Annotated in this window: 12 protein-coding genes and 1 pseudogene; 5 read left to right on the forward strand and 8 right to left on the reverse strand. The window is 59.9% G+C overall.

Translation table 11 applies throughout. The features are described from left to right. Positions 1 to 42 precede the first annotated feature (42 nt). Entirely contained in the window at positions 43 to 567 is a 525-nt protein-coding gene (locus ACFJIU_RS03395; protein ID WP_379067496.1) for a GNAT family N-acetyltransferase, read from the reverse strand. Positions 568 to 838: 271 nt separating this feature from the next. On the opposite strand from ACFJIU_RS03395, the gene ACFJIU_RS03400 reads away from it, so the two are divergent. Then, entirely contained in the window at positions 839 to 1,828 is a 990-nt protein-coding gene (locus ACFJIU_RS03400) for a glutathione S-transferase family protein (protein WP_379067498.1), read from the forward strand. 1 nt (position 1,829) lies between these two features. On the opposite strand, the gene ACFJIU_RS03405 is transcribed toward ACFJIU_RS03400, so the two are convergent. Next, positions 1,830 to 2,330 (reverse strand): NUDIX domain-containing protein, encoded by a 501-nt coding sequence (locus ACFJIU_RS03405; RefSeq protein ID WP_379067500.1) that lies wholly within the window; start codon positions 2,328 to 2,330, stop codon positions 1,830 to 1,832. A gap of 52 nt (positions 2,331 to 2,382) precedes the next feature. Between ACFJIU_RS03405 and ACFJIU_RS03410 the strand changes: the two genes are divergently transcribed. Beyond that, on the forward strand, positions 2,383 to 3,303 hold the full coding sequence (locus ACFJIU_RS03410; protein WP_379067502.1) for a metallophosphoesterase family protein: 921 nt from the start codon (positions 2,383 to 2,385) through the stop codon (positions 3,301 to 3,303). On the opposite strand, the pseudogene ACFJIU_RS03415 reads toward ACFJIU_RS03410, so the two are convergent. The 5 genes and pseudogenes from ACFJIU_RS03415 to leuA all read right to left on the reverse strand — a co-directional run bounded on the left by ACFJIU_RS03415 (position 3,293) and on the right by leuA (position 9,587). Then, positions 3,293 to 3,911: pseudogene (locus ACFJIU_RS03415) on the reverse strand (hypothetical protein). The gene ACFJIU_RS03410 and the pseudogene ACFJIU_RS03415 overlap by 11 nt on opposite strands. 111 nt (positions 3,912 to 4,022) lie before the next feature. Beyond that, complete coding sequence (locus ACFJIU_RS03420) at positions 4,023 to 4,808, reverse strand: alpha/beta fold hydrolase (RefSeq protein WP_379067504.1); 786 nt, start codon at positions 4,806 to 4,808, stop codon at positions 4,023 to 4,025. After that, positions 4,808 to 5,701 carry a tetratricopeptide repeat protein gene (locus tag ACFJIU_RS03425; protein ID WP_379067506.1) on the reverse strand — a complete coding sequence of 298 codons (894 nt, stop codon included), beginning with the start codon at positions 5,699 to 5,701 and terminating at the stop codon, positions 4,808 to 4,810. The genes ACFJIU_RS03420 and ACFJIU_RS03425 overlap by 1 nt, the downstream gene beginning before the upstream one ends. Further along, positions 5,628 to 7,670 (reverse strand): tetratricopeptide repeat protein, encoded by a 2,043-nt coding sequence (locus ACFJIU_RS03430; protein ID WP_379067508.1) that lies wholly within the window; start codon positions 7,668 to 7,670, stop codon positions 5,628 to 5,630. Before ACFJIU_RS03430 ends, ACFJIU_RS03425 begins: the two co-directional genes overlap by 74 nt. Before the next feature lie 240 nt (positions 7,671 to 7,910). Further along, positions 7,911 to 9,587 carry a 2-isopropylmalate synthase gene (leuA, locus tag ACFJIU_RS03435; protein ID WP_379067510.1) on the reverse strand — a complete coding sequence of 559 codons (1,677 nt, stop codon included), beginning with the start codon at positions 9,585 to 9,587 and terminating at the stop codon, positions 7,911 to 7,913. Positions 9,588 to 10,172: 585 nt separating this feature from the next. Between leuA and ACFJIU_RS03440 the strand changes: the two genes are divergently transcribed. The 3 genes from ACFJIU_RS03440 (at position 10,173) to ACFJIU_RS03450 (ending at position 13,189) form a co-directional block, all read left to right on the forward strand. Continuing rightward, positions 10,173 to 11,339, forward strand: a complete 1,167-nt coding sequence (locus ACFJIU_RS03440; RefSeq protein ID WP_379067512.1) for an ATP-grasp domain-containing protein — start codon at positions 10,173 to 10,175, stop codon at positions 11,337 to 11,339. Between the two features lie 3 nt (positions 11,340 to 11,342). Next, entirely contained in the window at positions 11,343 to 12,119 is a 777-nt protein-coding gene (locus ACFJIU_RS03445; RefSeq protein WP_379067514.1) for an esterase family protein, read from the forward strand. Positions 12,120 to 12,196: 77 nt separating this feature from the next. After that, positions 12,197 to 13,189 (forward strand): Bug family tripartite tricarboxylate transporter substrate binding protein, encoded by a 993-nt coding sequence (locus ACFJIU_RS03450; RefSeq protein ID WP_379067515.1) that lies wholly within the window; start codon positions 12,197 to 12,199, stop codon positions 13,187 to 13,189. Positions 13,190 to 13,313: 124 nt separating this feature from the next. Here the strand turns inward: ACFJIU_RS03450 and ACFJIU_RS03455 are convergent, their stop codons facing one another. After that, positions 13,314 to 13,634: a putative quinol monooxygenase gene (locus ACFJIU_RS03455; RefSeq protein ID WP_144379357.1), complete on the reverse strand. Its 321-nt coding sequence runs from the start codon at positions 13,632 to 13,634 to the stop codon at positions 13,314 to 13,316. Positions 13,635 to 13,786 lie beyond the last annotated feature (152 nt).

Genomic DNA, 13,786 nt, shown 5'->3' on the forward strand with positions numbered 1-13,786 from the left:
AACGCTGCAACAGGCAAGGCATCAGGTGGTGGTGACCTGGCGTTACGCTGGTTCGCCGACACCGACCTGGTCGGCGTGATGAACCATGCCTGTCAGTCTGGCCGCGGCGCCCGGTTCGATTTCATGCGCCAGAAGACGGTCGAGGTCGACCGGCCTTGGCATGGCGATCTGTCCGCGCGGGATCCGCTTGAAGCCAAGCGGGCCGTAATAAGGCTCATCGCCAACCAGGATGACGCAGGGCGAACCAACCTGTGCGGCGGCTTCCAGCGCCATGGCCACCAGCTTGCGACCGATGCCGAGGTTCTTGAATGCCGGTCGCACGGCAAGGGGGCCAAGAAGCATTGCCTTGCCGGAGCCTGCCTTGATCCGGGTCATGCGCACCGATGCAATCACCGTGCCGCCATTCATGGCGACGAAGGAAAGATCGCGTTCGTGAGGGCCGCCTTCGCGAATCTTGTAGGCCGCACGGGCAAAACGTCCGGGCCCGAAAGCTTCTTCGTTGATCAATTCGATTTCGGGGTCGTGCGCCGGGGTTTCCGGCAGGTAGGTCACGTCGGCAAGGCTCATGGTCTTTGCGTTCCGGTATGCAAGGAAAGGTTGCTGCAAGCGGCAGCGTTCGCCAGTCAGCGCTTCAAGCGCGGGCGATCTTTCGTCGTCGGTCGAACCGGATTCCTGCAAAATCGAACATGCGGATTGTCCGCTAGCATCAAATTTTCAGGATCGCAATCGGTGTTTTGAGCGGCGTTGCGCCAGCGTTTGACAGTGTGTTCAGCCAAAACGCATTCCCCAGGTCCGGCATGCCCCCTAGATTGCAGTCGCAAGACAGGAGGAATGGTCGATGGGATTGCTGGTCGATGGCAAATGGCAGGATCGCTGGTACGATACCAACAGCAGCGGCGGCAGGTTCGAACGCTCCCAATCGCAATGGCGCGACTGGATAACCGTCGACGGCATGCCGGCGGAAGGTCGCTCGCGGGGGTTCAAAGCAGAGCCTGATCGCTATCACCTCTATGTTTCACTCGCCTGTCCCTGGGCGCATCGCACGCTCATCTTCAGGGTGCTCAAGAAGCTCGAAACGGTGATCACCGTCTCGGTGGTCCATCATCTGATGCTCGAAAACGGCTGGACCTTCCAGACCGAAGACGGTGCGACTGGCGACACCCTCTATGGTCTCGACTTCCTGCATCAGATCTATACGAGGGCTGATCCGACCTATTCAGGCCGGGTTACCGTGCCGGTGCTGTGGGACAAGAAGGAACAGACAATCGTCTCCAACGAGTCTTCCGAGATCATCCGGATGTTGAACTCGGCATTCGACGAATGGGGAGATGCGGCGGCAGACTTCTATCCGCCTGCATTGCGGACCGAGATCGAGGCGGTCAACGGGCAGGTCTACGGCGCTGTGAACAACGGCGTCTACAAGGCGGGTTTCGCGACCAACCAGGCTGCCTATGAAGAGGCTTTCGGAGAGCTGTTTGCGGCGCTCGACGGTCTGGAGGCGAGATTGTCGCGCCAGCGATATCTTGTCGGCGATCACATCACCGAAGCGGACTGGCGTCTCTTCACCACACTCGTTCGTTTCGATCCGGTCTATGTCGGCCACTTCAAATGCAACCTGCGCCGCATTGCCGACTATCCGAACCTGTCGAACTACCTGCGCGATCTCTACCAGGTCCCGGGCGTGGCGCAGACCGTCGACATGCGGCACATCAAGGCGCACTACTACGCCAGTCATCGGAACATCAATCCGACCGGCATCATTCCGCTCGGACCTCAATTTGATCACCTGGCCCCACACGACCGCACCCGGTTGAGAAAGGCCGCCTGATCTACCAGTAGGGGGAAACCGCCGTATCCTGGAATGTCTCGGCAATACGCCTGAGCGTCGCTGGCGTGGTGCCTTCCGGCAGCTGGTCGAGCGGGAAGAAGCCTGCCTCGGCGATCTCATGATCAGGCCGCTTCGGCTCGGTCTGGTGAAAAGCTTCGATAAGATAGAACCCGACATGGTCACGCGGGCTCGCCGTCCTGTTGAAGTGGATCGACTTCAGTGCCAGTGGTGCCGAGATCGCGATATTGCCTTCTTCCTCGAGTTCCCGGACGAGCGCTTCTCCCATGGTCTCTCCCTTCTCTACGCCGCCTCCCGGCAACTGCCAGCCCGGGACATAGGTGTGGCGGATGAGAAAGATCGCATTGCGATCGCGGTCGTGAACCAGGCCGCGCACGCCAAGGGTCATTGGTCGCTTCAGCACGAACAAGGTGTGGAAGAGTTTCGCTCTGAGGCGGGGCCAGCCAGTCTGACGGAAGGATTGTTCGGGATCGGTGCCGGTCATTTCAGGTGAACCACAGGTGGATTGCGGGCGATCGGTCGCTTATGAAGGTTTCATGTTCAGGCTTGCGCATCTCTCCGACGCCCATCTCGGTCCGTTGCCCGGTGTATCGTATCGCGATCTCGCCTCCAAGCGCGTGCTGGGCTATGTCAACTGGCAACGCAACCGCCGCCGTACCATGCACGATGCCGTCATCGACACGCTGGTGGCGGATCTCAAGGCAAATGGTGCCGACCACATTGCCGTGACCGGCGATCTGGTCAACCTGGCGCTCGACAGCGAAATCGAAATGGCCCGCTTGTGGCTGGAAATGCTCGGATCGCCAGGCGACGTTTCCGTGGTTCCCGGCAATCACGACGCCTATGTACCCGGCGCCTTCGACAAGGCTTGCCGTGCATGGGCGCCGTGGATGAGCGGTGACGGCGCCAACATCCACGTCGATCGCCACAGTTTTCCCTATCTGAGACGTCGCGGTGACATAGCACTGATCGGCGTATCGACCGCGCGTGCGACCGCACCTTTCATGGCGAACGGCTTCTTCGAAGAAAAGCAGGCTGAGCGTCTGGCGCAGCTTCTGGACCAAACCGGCAAGCAGGGCCTCTGCAGGGTGATCCTCATCCATCATCCGCCAATCCGCGGAGCGGTGGCCCAAACCAAGCGGCTTCTCGGCATCCGCCGGTTTCAGAACATCGTCAAGCGGCATGGCGCCGAACTGGTGCTGCACGGCCATTCGCATGATCCGACACTGTTCTGGGTCGGGCGGGGCCAGCGGTTGCCGGTTGTGGGCGTTGCCGCTGCGGGGCAGGGGCCGGGAGGACGGCACCCTGCTGCGCAATACAATCTGATCGAGATCGAGAAAACCGCGAATGGCTGGCGCATCGGATTGACACGTCGCGGCATCACCGGACCCACGCTCGTGATCGCCGATCTTCAGACGCTGGAGCTTGGTGTCGAACCGGAAAGATCTACGGTCTGAGGGTCTCGATCAATGGCAGCAGGCGGTCCCAAAACAGCGCGGCCGAGACTGCGAGGCCCGCGAGCACGCCGACCAGCACAAGGCCAAGCCAGCCAAGGATCGTGCGCCCATGTGTCCGGGCTTCTGCCTTGGGTTCGGCCTCTGTTTCCGGACCGGCTTGAGGCGTTGGCCGTTCCATCGGTTCGATGCCGCCTTCCATAAGGCGCTGCCGTTCGACCAGACGCTCGGCGACATAGCGGGTGACCGTCGCCAACGACTTTCATATCCTGGGATTCGGCCAGAACGACACGGCCTAGACGCGTATCCTTGACGAAACGATAGGTTCGACGATCGCGACCCATCGCGACATGGCTGACGGCGTCAATCCACAGTCGCGGCTGCAGTCCCGAAGACAGCGCGAAATCGAAAAAATCGATATCGGAGGGCACATCCGCAAAGACCGGCGACAGCTCCGACGCCAGCAGCTCCAGGCGCATGCGATGGGCTTCGCGCATGTCGACGACGACGTCGTCGCGGTCGGCCAGCGCGTTCTTAACGTCGCGAACGGCTTCCGACAGCTTGCTGCGTGCCTGATTGATCGGGGTAACGGTCTCGCCTGCTTCCGGCATTGCCTTGCCTCGCGGTTTGGTAAACCACCGGTTAACACGAACCGGGACGGATTTCATCCATCGCGATTGTGTCGGAATGATCTCGGAGACGAATTGAGCGACTGGCTTTTATCAGGGGGATGTCGAGACCGGTTCATTCGCCTGATTGCGCAAGATGCCGCGTAACAATTCGACGACAAGTCCCGGGGCCTCATCGATCAGCATATGTCCGGCGACGGGCACGAGGTGCAGGTCGAAATGGGCAGGCAGGTTGTCGGCCTGGCTGACGGGCAAGATGGTGTCCAAAACGCCCCAGACGACGGCGACTGGCATGGCAAGACCCGCGACCAGCTCTGACGGGATGACCCCTTGCCGCCCGCCACGCGTGATGGCCATGACGATCTCGGCAAGCTTCTCCATCTGGCCCGACCGGCTGCGTATGGCCATTTCGTCGGCAACGGCTCGTTCTGAAACGAGGTGTCCCGGGCCTGACATGGCGGCAAGGCACGCCCGGATTTCATCAGTCTGAGCAGCCCTGGCAAATCGGCGCAGCAGTGTCGCGTCGATCTCCTCGCCATAGCCTCCTGGCGCCAGCAGCGTCAGCGAGGCGATACGCTCGGGAGCTGAAAGCGCGATCAGGGTCGCGACAGCCCCACCCATCGAATGACCGACCAGATGGATGTGGTTGGCGTCGCGTTCCACCAGGTCAGCAAGAACGGCTTCAGCCATCCGCTTGGGCGAGCGCGCTCCCTCGGCCTCCAGTGAAGCGCCATGGCCGGGCAAGTCATAGGCGAGGATCCGCGCCTCGTGGACAAATTGAGATGCGATCTCTGCCCAGACGTGATGGGAACCACCGAAGCCGTGCAGGAGCACAACTGTCGGTCCGGTTCCTTGTTCATGGGTGAAGAGGTAAGCCATCAAGTCGCGCCACTCAGTCCCGCCGTTCGAAGGGCTCCGATGAATTTTTCTACCATATCGCTCGGATAGTTGCGCTTGAGAAGGGTTGCGCGCGGGTTGGCGACATATGTCGGGAAGTTGGCTTCCAGCAGATCGATGATGTCCTTGACCAGGCGCTGATTGCCGCTCTCGGATGCGACGATCAATCGGCCCGTCAGGAACAGCGGATTGGGAGCGACGGTTGCAAGAGGAGCAACGGCCCTGGCTGCCAGCGCCTTGTCGCCCTGCATGTAGGCACTTGCAAAGAGACCATAGTCCCACCATGCGGCGTGAGCACCGTTTGCGGCTTCGATCGCCTGGCTCATCACGGTGACGCCCCGCGCATAGTCGCCGCTGAAGGTCAATGCATAGGCGTAGGAGGCGATCGTCTGGGGGTCGTAAGGGTTCGTGTCGTACGCCTTGGATGTCCACTGGAGAGTGTCTGTCCAAATACCCAGCCGATTGGAGATATAGGCCTTGGCATTGTAGGCGCGGGGGCTTGAAGGGTCTGCCTGTACGGCGCGCTGCGCGAATTCCGCAGCCTTTTCCAGCGAGGCGTCGGCGGGGTAGGCATAGCGCCAGATCAATCCGGTCGTCGTCAAAGTCGACAGGCTCGAATAGACCAGTGATGACTTGGCATCGCCGCCGGCCAGCGTCTCGAAACAACGGTAGGCCTTTTCATGGACCTTGGCGTTGGCCTCGAGTTCGAACGCGTTTTCCTGGATCAGGCAGTCAACGAGGCCCTTGGCCAAACCGCTTCGCGCCAGGGACGTATAGATGGCGCCGGATACTGGCGCCGTATCACCCAGGATTTTCCCGACCTGGGGGCCAACTTGTGCTGGTGTGGTGTCGAATTCCGTCAAATTGCGGGACAAGACAACGGTTCCGTTTTGCAAATTCTGGATCTCGACGGCCACCGTTCCTGCCGAAGGACCTGGCTGGACGTTGAAAACGAAACTGGTCGCGTCCGCTGCCCTGTTGCGGTCCTGGGCGGGATCGCGACCGATAAAATTGATGGTTTCGAAATGGGAAAGACCTGCACGTAGTGCGGCAACCACACGCTCCATGGCGGCGCCGGTTCCTTTTGCAGAGAGATACACGATCGGCAGATCTTCCGAATTGGGCATCGCCACTGTCGCTGGTGAAGGCTGTGGAGCGCTCGCCGCAATGCCGGTTGCATGCTTCAGCCCGGCATTCTGAAGGGCCTGCAGCAGTTTCTCCGTCATATCTGGCGGATAGTGATTCTTGGCGAAGGTGGCGCGTGGATTTGCCGCAAAATCCGGAAAACCTGGAATGCAGATCCGCCAACAGGCGTGTCATCTGATCCGAATTGCCGTCCTGGGTCGCTACGATGAGCTGCGCAACGAGATATTCGGGCTGGGGTTCGACTGTCGACAGTGCTTGCGCGGCACGCTTCTGCAATTCGAGATCGTCCAGCATGAAGGCCCCTTGGAAAAGGGCGTAGTCGAGCCATTTGCTGTGCGGGTTTGCCAGGTTGAGGCTACGAGCCAGCAGGGCTGTGCCTTCCCGATAGTCGGCGACCATCACAAGCGCCCAGCCGTAGTGATAGACGGCTCTCAGATCATAGGGGGCGGCATCATAGGCCTTCTTTGCCCAGCGGACCCTTTCCTTCTGGTTTCCAATGACCCCTTCGGCATAGGCAGCCATGCGATAGGCACGCGAACTGCTCGGATCGATCTGGATGGCCTTGTTTACGTAGGCCATGGCCTGCTGCACGCTCGGATTGGGCGGGTAAGGATAACCCCAGACGATGGCGTCCAGCTGCTGGCCAGCCAGCGTTGCGTAGATCATGGCCGACGTCTCGCCACGCGCGACCAGATTTTCCAGACAGCGGTAGGCAGCTTCGTGGCCCTCGGCGCTCTGGTTTGATGGATAGCTTTTCGAGAGAATGACACAGGTTGTCAGGTCGTTTTGCAGGCGGTTCTGTTCGATGTAGCCATAGATGGACCCGAACGGACCAGTGACGCTGCCGAGGATCTTCGCGACATGATCGGTCACCTGCGAAGCCGTGGTTTCAAACGCAGTCAGCGTCTCTGAAGTCAGGATGCGACCTGTCTTCAGGTTCTTTACTTCAATTGCCACGCTGCCGAGCGTTGCGCCCGAGCCGAGCGTGAAGGCAAAATTTGTCGGATCGTCAGAGCGCAGCGGATCCTCGCCGGGGCTTCGATCGATGAACTGGATCGTTTCCATATTGGAGAGACCAGCCCGCAATATCGTCTCGACGCGCTGGATCTGCGGACTTTCCTGAGCAGTGATCAGATAGACGGCGGGCAGCTTCTCCAATGCCGTCGCCGTCCCCAGGGCCGGCCTGCCGCCCTTCGCCGGATTGCCCGGAATGAGGTCCGGCCCGTAGGCCTGGCGCAGCATCAGCACGATGAGAGTGATAACGACAATGAAAAAGATCGCCATGGCGATCCAGAAGGCATGCAGATGCCTGAACAGGAAAACCGCCGAACCCGGAAGGGTCTGTGTACCGGCGCTCGGAATGGAGTCTGCCTCTGCCGGCGCGAATGCGGCTGTCTGCCCTTGAATGACCGGGACCATCCGCTGCGTATGCGGCTGAAACGGGATTCCAACTCCGTTCGGTTCATAACTTGGAATATAGCTGCCGCGTGGGATGACGATGCGAATTGGCTCGCCGGCACCTTCTCCGCTGAAATACTGCTCGAGCAGTTCCCTCAGCCTGCCTGCCTGCACACGCACCACGGCGTCAGTCGACGGGTCGAATCCCGAATCCTTTCCAAAGACATCGATTGCAATGGAAAAGCCCTTGAGCTTGTCGGCCTCGCCGGACTGTTCGCGTTCAACAAGATAGCGCAGCAATTCGCGCGCGCGTTCTGAGCGTCCAAATGTCTGGCTCGCTAGCAGTCTATCAAGCGTTTCGCGCACTGCGGGGGCGGCAGGCGTGGAATGCTGCAAGTGTCGAACCTCTCAAGCCGGCACAGGTCGTACGACATTACCCGCGATACTCGCACCTCCGCGCCAATATCGTCCCAAGCCCGGTTGAATCATTACAACCCCGGCTGGAAAAATCCAGCCGGGGTTTTTCGCAAAGCGTGGAAATCAGTGGCCTTTGAGGCCGATAATGCGATTTGCCGCGGATACAACCGCTTCAAGGGATGCAGCAACGATATTGGTGTTGATACCGGCGCCGAAGACCTTGCCGCCGGGATGCTCCATTTCGACGTAGGAGACGGCAGAGGCGTTCGAACCACGCTGCAGGGAATGTTCCGAATAGTCGAGCACCGACATCGGGATGCCGACATGCCGCGAAAGCGCGTCAACGAAACCGTCGATCGGACCCGTGCCGGTGCCCTTGATAAGGGTTTCCTTGCCCTTGTCGAGAATAACGGCCTCGACAACGCGCCGGCCTTTCACCGCAGGATCGGGGAAGGTCTGGTGATCGACAAATTTCAACCGGCCGTGAGGCTGTTCGACATATCTGTCGATAAAGCGATCATAGATCCGCTTTGCCGGCACCTCCTTGCCCTCGGCGTCGGTGATGGCCTGGATGTCCTGGCTGAACTCGATCTGCAGGTTACGCGGCAGGTTGATGCCGTAATCGGCCTGCAGCACATAGGCGATACCACCCTTGCCGGACTGCGAATTGATGCGGATGATCGCTTCGTAGGAGCGGCCGACATCCTGCGGGTCGATCGGCAGGTAGGGCACTTCCCAGACCTCCTTGTTGGCGGTCTGGATCGCTTTCATGCCTTTGTTGATGGCGTCCTGATGCGAACCGGAGAAGGCCGTGTAGACCAGCTCCCCGACATAGGGGTGGCGTTCGGGGATCTTGAGCTGGTTGGAATACTCATAGACATCCTTCATGCGGTTGATGTCGGAACAATCCAGATCCGGGTCGACACCTTGCGTGAACATGTTCAGGGCCAGCGTGACGACGTCGACATTGCCGGTGCGCTCACCATTGCCGAACAGCGTGCCTTCGACGCGGTCGGCACCGGCCATCAGGCCGAGCTCGGTCGTGGCGATACCGGTGCCGCGGTCATTGTGCGGATGCAGCGAGATGATCAGGCTGTCGCGGTTGTCGAGATGGCGGATCATCCATTCGATGCGGTCGGCATAGACATTGGGCGTCGACATTTCGACCGTCGACGGCAGGTTGATGATCAGCTTGTTGTCGGGTGTCGGCTTCACGATTTCGGTGACTGCGTTGCAGATCTCCAGCGCGACCTCCAGTTCGGTGCCGGTAAAGCTTTCCGGCGAGTACTGGAAACGATAGCCGCCACCGGCCTTGGCGGCCATGTCGGTGATCATCTTGGCGGCGTCGGTGGCGATCTGCTTGATGCCGGCCACGTCCTTCTGGAAAACGACACGGCGCTGCAACTCACTGGTCGAGTTGTAGAAATGAACGATCGGCGTCTTGGCGCCCTGGAGTGCTTCGAAGGTGCGCGTGATCAATTCCGGCCGGCACTGCACCAGCACCTGCAGGTCGACATTGTCGGGTACGCCGCTTTCCTCGATGCACCAGCGGGCGAAATCGAAGTCGGTCTGCGATGCGGATGGGAAGCCGACCTCGATTTCCTTGAAGCCCATGTCGAGCAGCAACTGGAACATGCGTGCCTTGCGCTCGTGACCCATCGGATCGATCAGTGCCTGGTTGCCGTCGCGCAGGTCGACGGAGCACCAGATCGGTGCTTTTTCGATCTTCCTGTTCGGCCAGGTTCGGTCGGTGAGGCCGACCAACGGATAAGGTTCATATTTGCGCGCGGCACTCGGCATACCTTTGGGGGCAAAAGCTGGGGCATGTCGACCTCGACGCTCGTTCGTTGCGTGATGTTCATCTTTCAGTCTCCCGGCTGCTTGGCCGGCATCGCCGAAGCACAAGCAGCGCCTTTGGGCTAAGTCAATCGGTTTGGTGACTTGAGGAGCTTTGCCTGGGAATAAGCCCTGGGCGGCAACGACCGCCGGGCGCTCCTTCAGCGGACCCGGCGATCGCCGATAAGGCCGAGAAGAAGTAGGGTCGAGGAAAGCGCGCGCACGGTCTCGCCAGCCAGGCTGGTCGGACGGAAAGCAGATTCTGCTGGGCGCGTCTTCATGGTCGCTCTCTTACAGGAGCGATCCGTTCGAGGCAAGCCGGACGTCATGGCCGCCTGTGAACAGAGTGCCCGGAACGGTTTTCCTTTGCGGTTTCACGCAAATGCGGCAGACTTTGGCGATCGCGCAGCGACCAGAGCGCCGCACGTCCTTTCGGGCGCGCAAAGGTCGCTCTGGCACTTTGATTTGGCGCATGACAGGTGGCGCAGGCCGCCCCCCTTTCCGAAAATCGATTCCGATTTTCGGGGTCATGCGCGAGGAGGACTGGCCGTGAATTTCGTGTTCTTCTCGCCGCATTTTCCGGCCAATGGCGCCGAATTCTGCGATCGGCTGAAAAAGGCCGGCGCAACGGTGCTCGGCATTGGCGATGCACCTTACGAAGCTTTGGTGCCCAGGCTCAAAGGTGCTCTCAGCGAATATTACCGCATCACCGACATGGAAGACTACGATCAGACCTATCGGGCGATGGGGCACTTCATCCACAAATGGGGGCGTATCGACCGGTTCGAGTCACTCAACGAGCACTGGCTCGATCTGGAAGCCGGCATCCGCACCGACTTCAACATAGAGGGCATCAAGCTCGATTATGTGAAGAACATCAAACGCAAGAGCCGCATGCGGGCGTCCTTCCGCAAGGCCGGCGTGAATGTCATTGCTCAACGCAAGACATCCGATCGCGCCGGTGCCATGACCTTCCTGCGCAAGGTCGGTTATCCCGTGGTGGTGAAACCGGATTCGGGTGCGGGCGCCGCCCACACCTACAAGATATCCAACGTTGCCGAACTGGACGAATTCTTCCGGATCAAGCCGGAAGGCATGAGCTTCGTGATGGAGGAATTCATCGATGGGTTGGTCGTGACCTATGACGGCCTGGTCAATCGGGATGGCAAGATCGTCTTTGCCGCGAGCACGAAATACGACGACTCCATCATGGACGTCGTCAACAAGAACAAGCACATGAGCTACACCTGCCGGCCCGAAATTCCGGCCGAGGTGGAAGAGGCTGGCCGCAAGATCGTCAAGGCGTTCGATCTCAAGGAACGTTTCTTCCACATCGAGCTGTTCGAGACGAAGCAGGCCCGGATCATTGCGCTGGAGGTCAACATCCGTCCCCCAGGCGCCTGGATGCCGGATGCGATCAACTACAGCTTCGATATCGATATCTATGCCGAATGGGCCAACATGGTGGTCAGGAACGAAGTCGGCGGGCCGTTCGAGGGCAAGTATTTCACCGTGTACGCCAGCCGCAAGAAACACATCCGCTATCGCCACAGCCATGCCGATGTGTTAGCCGCCCACGCCGACAAGATCGTCCATCATCAGGACATCGAAGAGGTGTTCAGCCGCGCCATGGGAAACTACGCCTATCAGTTGCGCTCGCGCGACCGCCAGGCATTGCGCGCGGCGGTCGATTACATCCATGCCGAGGAGGCGTAAGCGATGGACATCTCCTATCACAAGCGCTGGAGCGGCAGACTCGGGCGCGACATGGAATACAAGCGCTATGGCTATGCCGGCCGTCCCGTCATTGTCTTTCCGACCTCGCAAGGGCGCTTCTACCAATTCGAAGATGCTGGCGGGGTTGGTTCCCTGGCCGAGTTCATCGATACCGGCCGCATCCAGATATTCACGGTCGACGGCATCGACAGCGAGAGCTTCTTCGACAAGCACGGTGCTCCCGCACAGCGGATCGCCCGGCATGAAGCCTATTTCCGCTATCTGCGCGAAGAGGCCTTGCCTGAGTTCGCGGCCATCGCTTCGGAAGCCAATGGCGGCCGCTCACTGAAGCCACTGTTCTCCGGCTGTTCGATGGGCGGCTATCACTCATCGAATTTCGTGTTTCGCTATCCGGATATGGCCGCCGGCGTGATTTCCCTCTCTGGTGTCTATTCGACCCGAGGTTTCCTGGGAGACGGCCTGGCAGGCGATATCTACTACAACTCTCCGCTCGATTATCTGCCTGGCGTTTCCGACGAAGTCCTGCTGTCGCGGTTACGTTCGTTGCGACTGATCTTCTGCTGCGGGCAGGGGGCCTGGGAAGAACAGATGCTGGCGGAGACGCACGCGCTGGAGCGAGTGCTGCGCGACAAGGCGATTCCGGCCTGGGTCGACTATTGGGGCGGCGATGTCGACCACGACTGGCCATGGTGGCACAAGCAGCTCCCCTATTTTTTCAGCCGCTGGCTGGATGAGGATCTGAAGCACCGGCTGGATTGACGCTACCTTTCTCCTTGTTGTCTGCCCCTTTCGATTGTCGTAACCAATTCAAAGGGTGAGGGATGAGGAGGAACAGCATGGCATTTTCTAAATTCACACGTCGCGCCGTCCTAGCGCTCGGCCTGTCGATACTGCCGCTGGCCGGCATGGTGGCTCAGTCGGTGGCGCAGGAATTCCCCAACCGTACGGTGACGCTGGTGGTGCCGTTCGCCGCCGGCGGCTCGACCGACCTCGTCGCACGCATCATCGCGCAGAAGATGTCGGATGATCTTGGCCAGCAGGTGATCGTCGAGAACGTTGCCGGTGCAGGTGGCAACATCGGCGCCGATCGAGTCGCGCGCGCCGATCCGGATGGCTACACCATCCTGATGGGCACCGTTGCCACCCATGCGCTCAACCCGTTGATCCTGAAAACCAAACCCTACGACCCCGAGAAGGACTTTTCGCCGGTCTCCCTGCTGGTGATCGTGCCCAACGTGCTGGTGGTCAATCCGGAATTGCCGGCCAAGAACGTGCAGGAGCTGGTTGCGCTGCTGAAGGCTGAACCGGACAAATACTCCTATGCCTCGTCAGGCATCGGCACGCCGCTGCACCTCTCGGGCGAGCTGTTCAAGATCATGGCGGGCGTCGAAATGCAGCACATTCCCTACAAGGGTGCTGGTCCGGCACTCAATGACGTGATCGCCAACCAGGTGCCGATCATGTTCGACAACCTGCCGTCGTCATCTTCGCACATCAAGGGCGGTACGCTGAAGGCACTCGGCGTGACGACGGCCAAGCGTGTGCCGTCGTTCCCCGACCTGCCGACCATCGCCGAATCCGGCGTGCCGGGCTATGAAACCTACACCTGGAATGCGCTGTTTGCACCGCCCGGCACGCCGAAGGAAGTCGTCGACCGCCTCAACGCATCGGCTAACAAGGCGATGAAAGATCCGGCAGTGATTGCCAAGATGGGCGATTTCAGCGCCACCATCGTCGGCTCGACCCCCGAAGAGCTTGGCTCTCACGTCAAGGCGGAACTCGCCAAATGGGAGCCGATCGTCAAGCAGGCCAAAATTCAGGTCGAGTGACGGGCTTCCCAGATCCGGTTGCGCGGGGCATTAGAGCGTTTCCGTTTCTTACGGAAACGCTCTAAGCTTTTGTTTTCATCGCATTTTTGTAACGCCAAGTGATGCCGCTTGGCTACAAAATGCTCTAGTCCTGCGCATCCGCATCAGCGAGCTGGTTCAGTCCATATCCGCCCGCTGGCTCGGTTTCGAACTGAAAATCGAAACCAGACACCATCGGGCGGGCCCTGGCGATTGCTTCCTGCACATGCGGAAGCTGCAGCGATGCCTTGTGGCTCGCGGCATCGACCCAGACTTCGGTGACCCAGATCGCCGTGGTGTCGGCGGGGTCTCGGGCGACGATGTAATTCAGGCAGCCAGGCATGGAATCGGTGGCTTCGAGCAGGAGCTGCAGGAGCTCCTCGCGCTTGCCGGGAGTTGCACGCATCTTTCCGATCAGGCCATACATCAGGCACTCCCTTCGATCGCCACCCCCTAGAGCGCCGCGCATCCATTCGAATGCGCAAAGGACGCTCCAGCACTTTGAATCTGCGCATCGTGCTTTCCGAAAATCGATTTCGATTTTCGGGCCGATGCGCTGGACCGATCATCCGATGAAAT

This window comes from Mesorhizobium sp. UC74_2, from assembly GCF_042701485.1.
Taxonomy (GTDB): Bacteria; Pseudomonadota; Alphaproteobacteria; order Rhizobiales; family Rhizobiaceae; genus Mesorhizobium.

What these genes read in the sequence shown, in the direction of transcription:
- ACFJIU_RS03405 (WP_379067500.1), bottom strand. Translation starts at nt 2,330, where the DNA reads ATGACCGGCACCGATCCCGAACAATCCTTCCGTCAGACTGGCTGGCCC.
- ACFJIU_RS03455 (WP_144379357.1), bottom strand. Translation starts at nt 13,634, where the DNA reads ATGTATGGCCTGATCGGAAAGATGCGTGCAACTCCCGGCAAGCGCGAG.
- ACFJIU_RS03420 (WP_379067504.1), bottom strand. Translation starts at nt 4,808, where the DNA reads ATGGCTTACCTCTTCACCCATGAACAAGGAACCGGACCGACAGTTGTG.
- leuA (WP_379067510.1), bottom strand. Translation starts at nt 9,587, where the DNA reads ATGCCGAGTGCCGCGCGCAAATATGAACCTTATCCGTTGGTCGGCCTC.
- ACFJIU_RS03445 (WP_379067514.1), top strand. Translation starts at nt 11,343, where the DNA reads ATGGACATCTCCTATCACAAGCGCTGGAGCGGCAGACTCGGGCGCGAC.
- ACFJIU_RS03400 (WP_379067498.1), top strand. Translation starts at nt 839, where the DNA reads ATGGGATTGCTGGTCGATGGCAAATGGCAGGATCGCTGGTACGATACC.
- ACFJIU_RS03450 (WP_379067515.1), top strand. Translation starts at nt 12,197, where the DNA reads ATGGCATTTTCTAAATTCACACGTCGCGCCGTCCTAGCGCTCGGCCTG.
- ACFJIU_RS03410 (WP_379067502.1), top strand. Translation starts at nt 2,383, where the DNA reads ATGTTCAGGCTTGCGCATCTCTCCGACGCCCATCTCGGTCCGTTGCCC.
- ACFJIU_RS03395 (WP_379067496.1), bottom strand. Translation starts at nt 567, where the DNA reads ATGAGCCTTGCCGACGTGACCTACCTGCCGGAAACCCCGGCGCACGAC.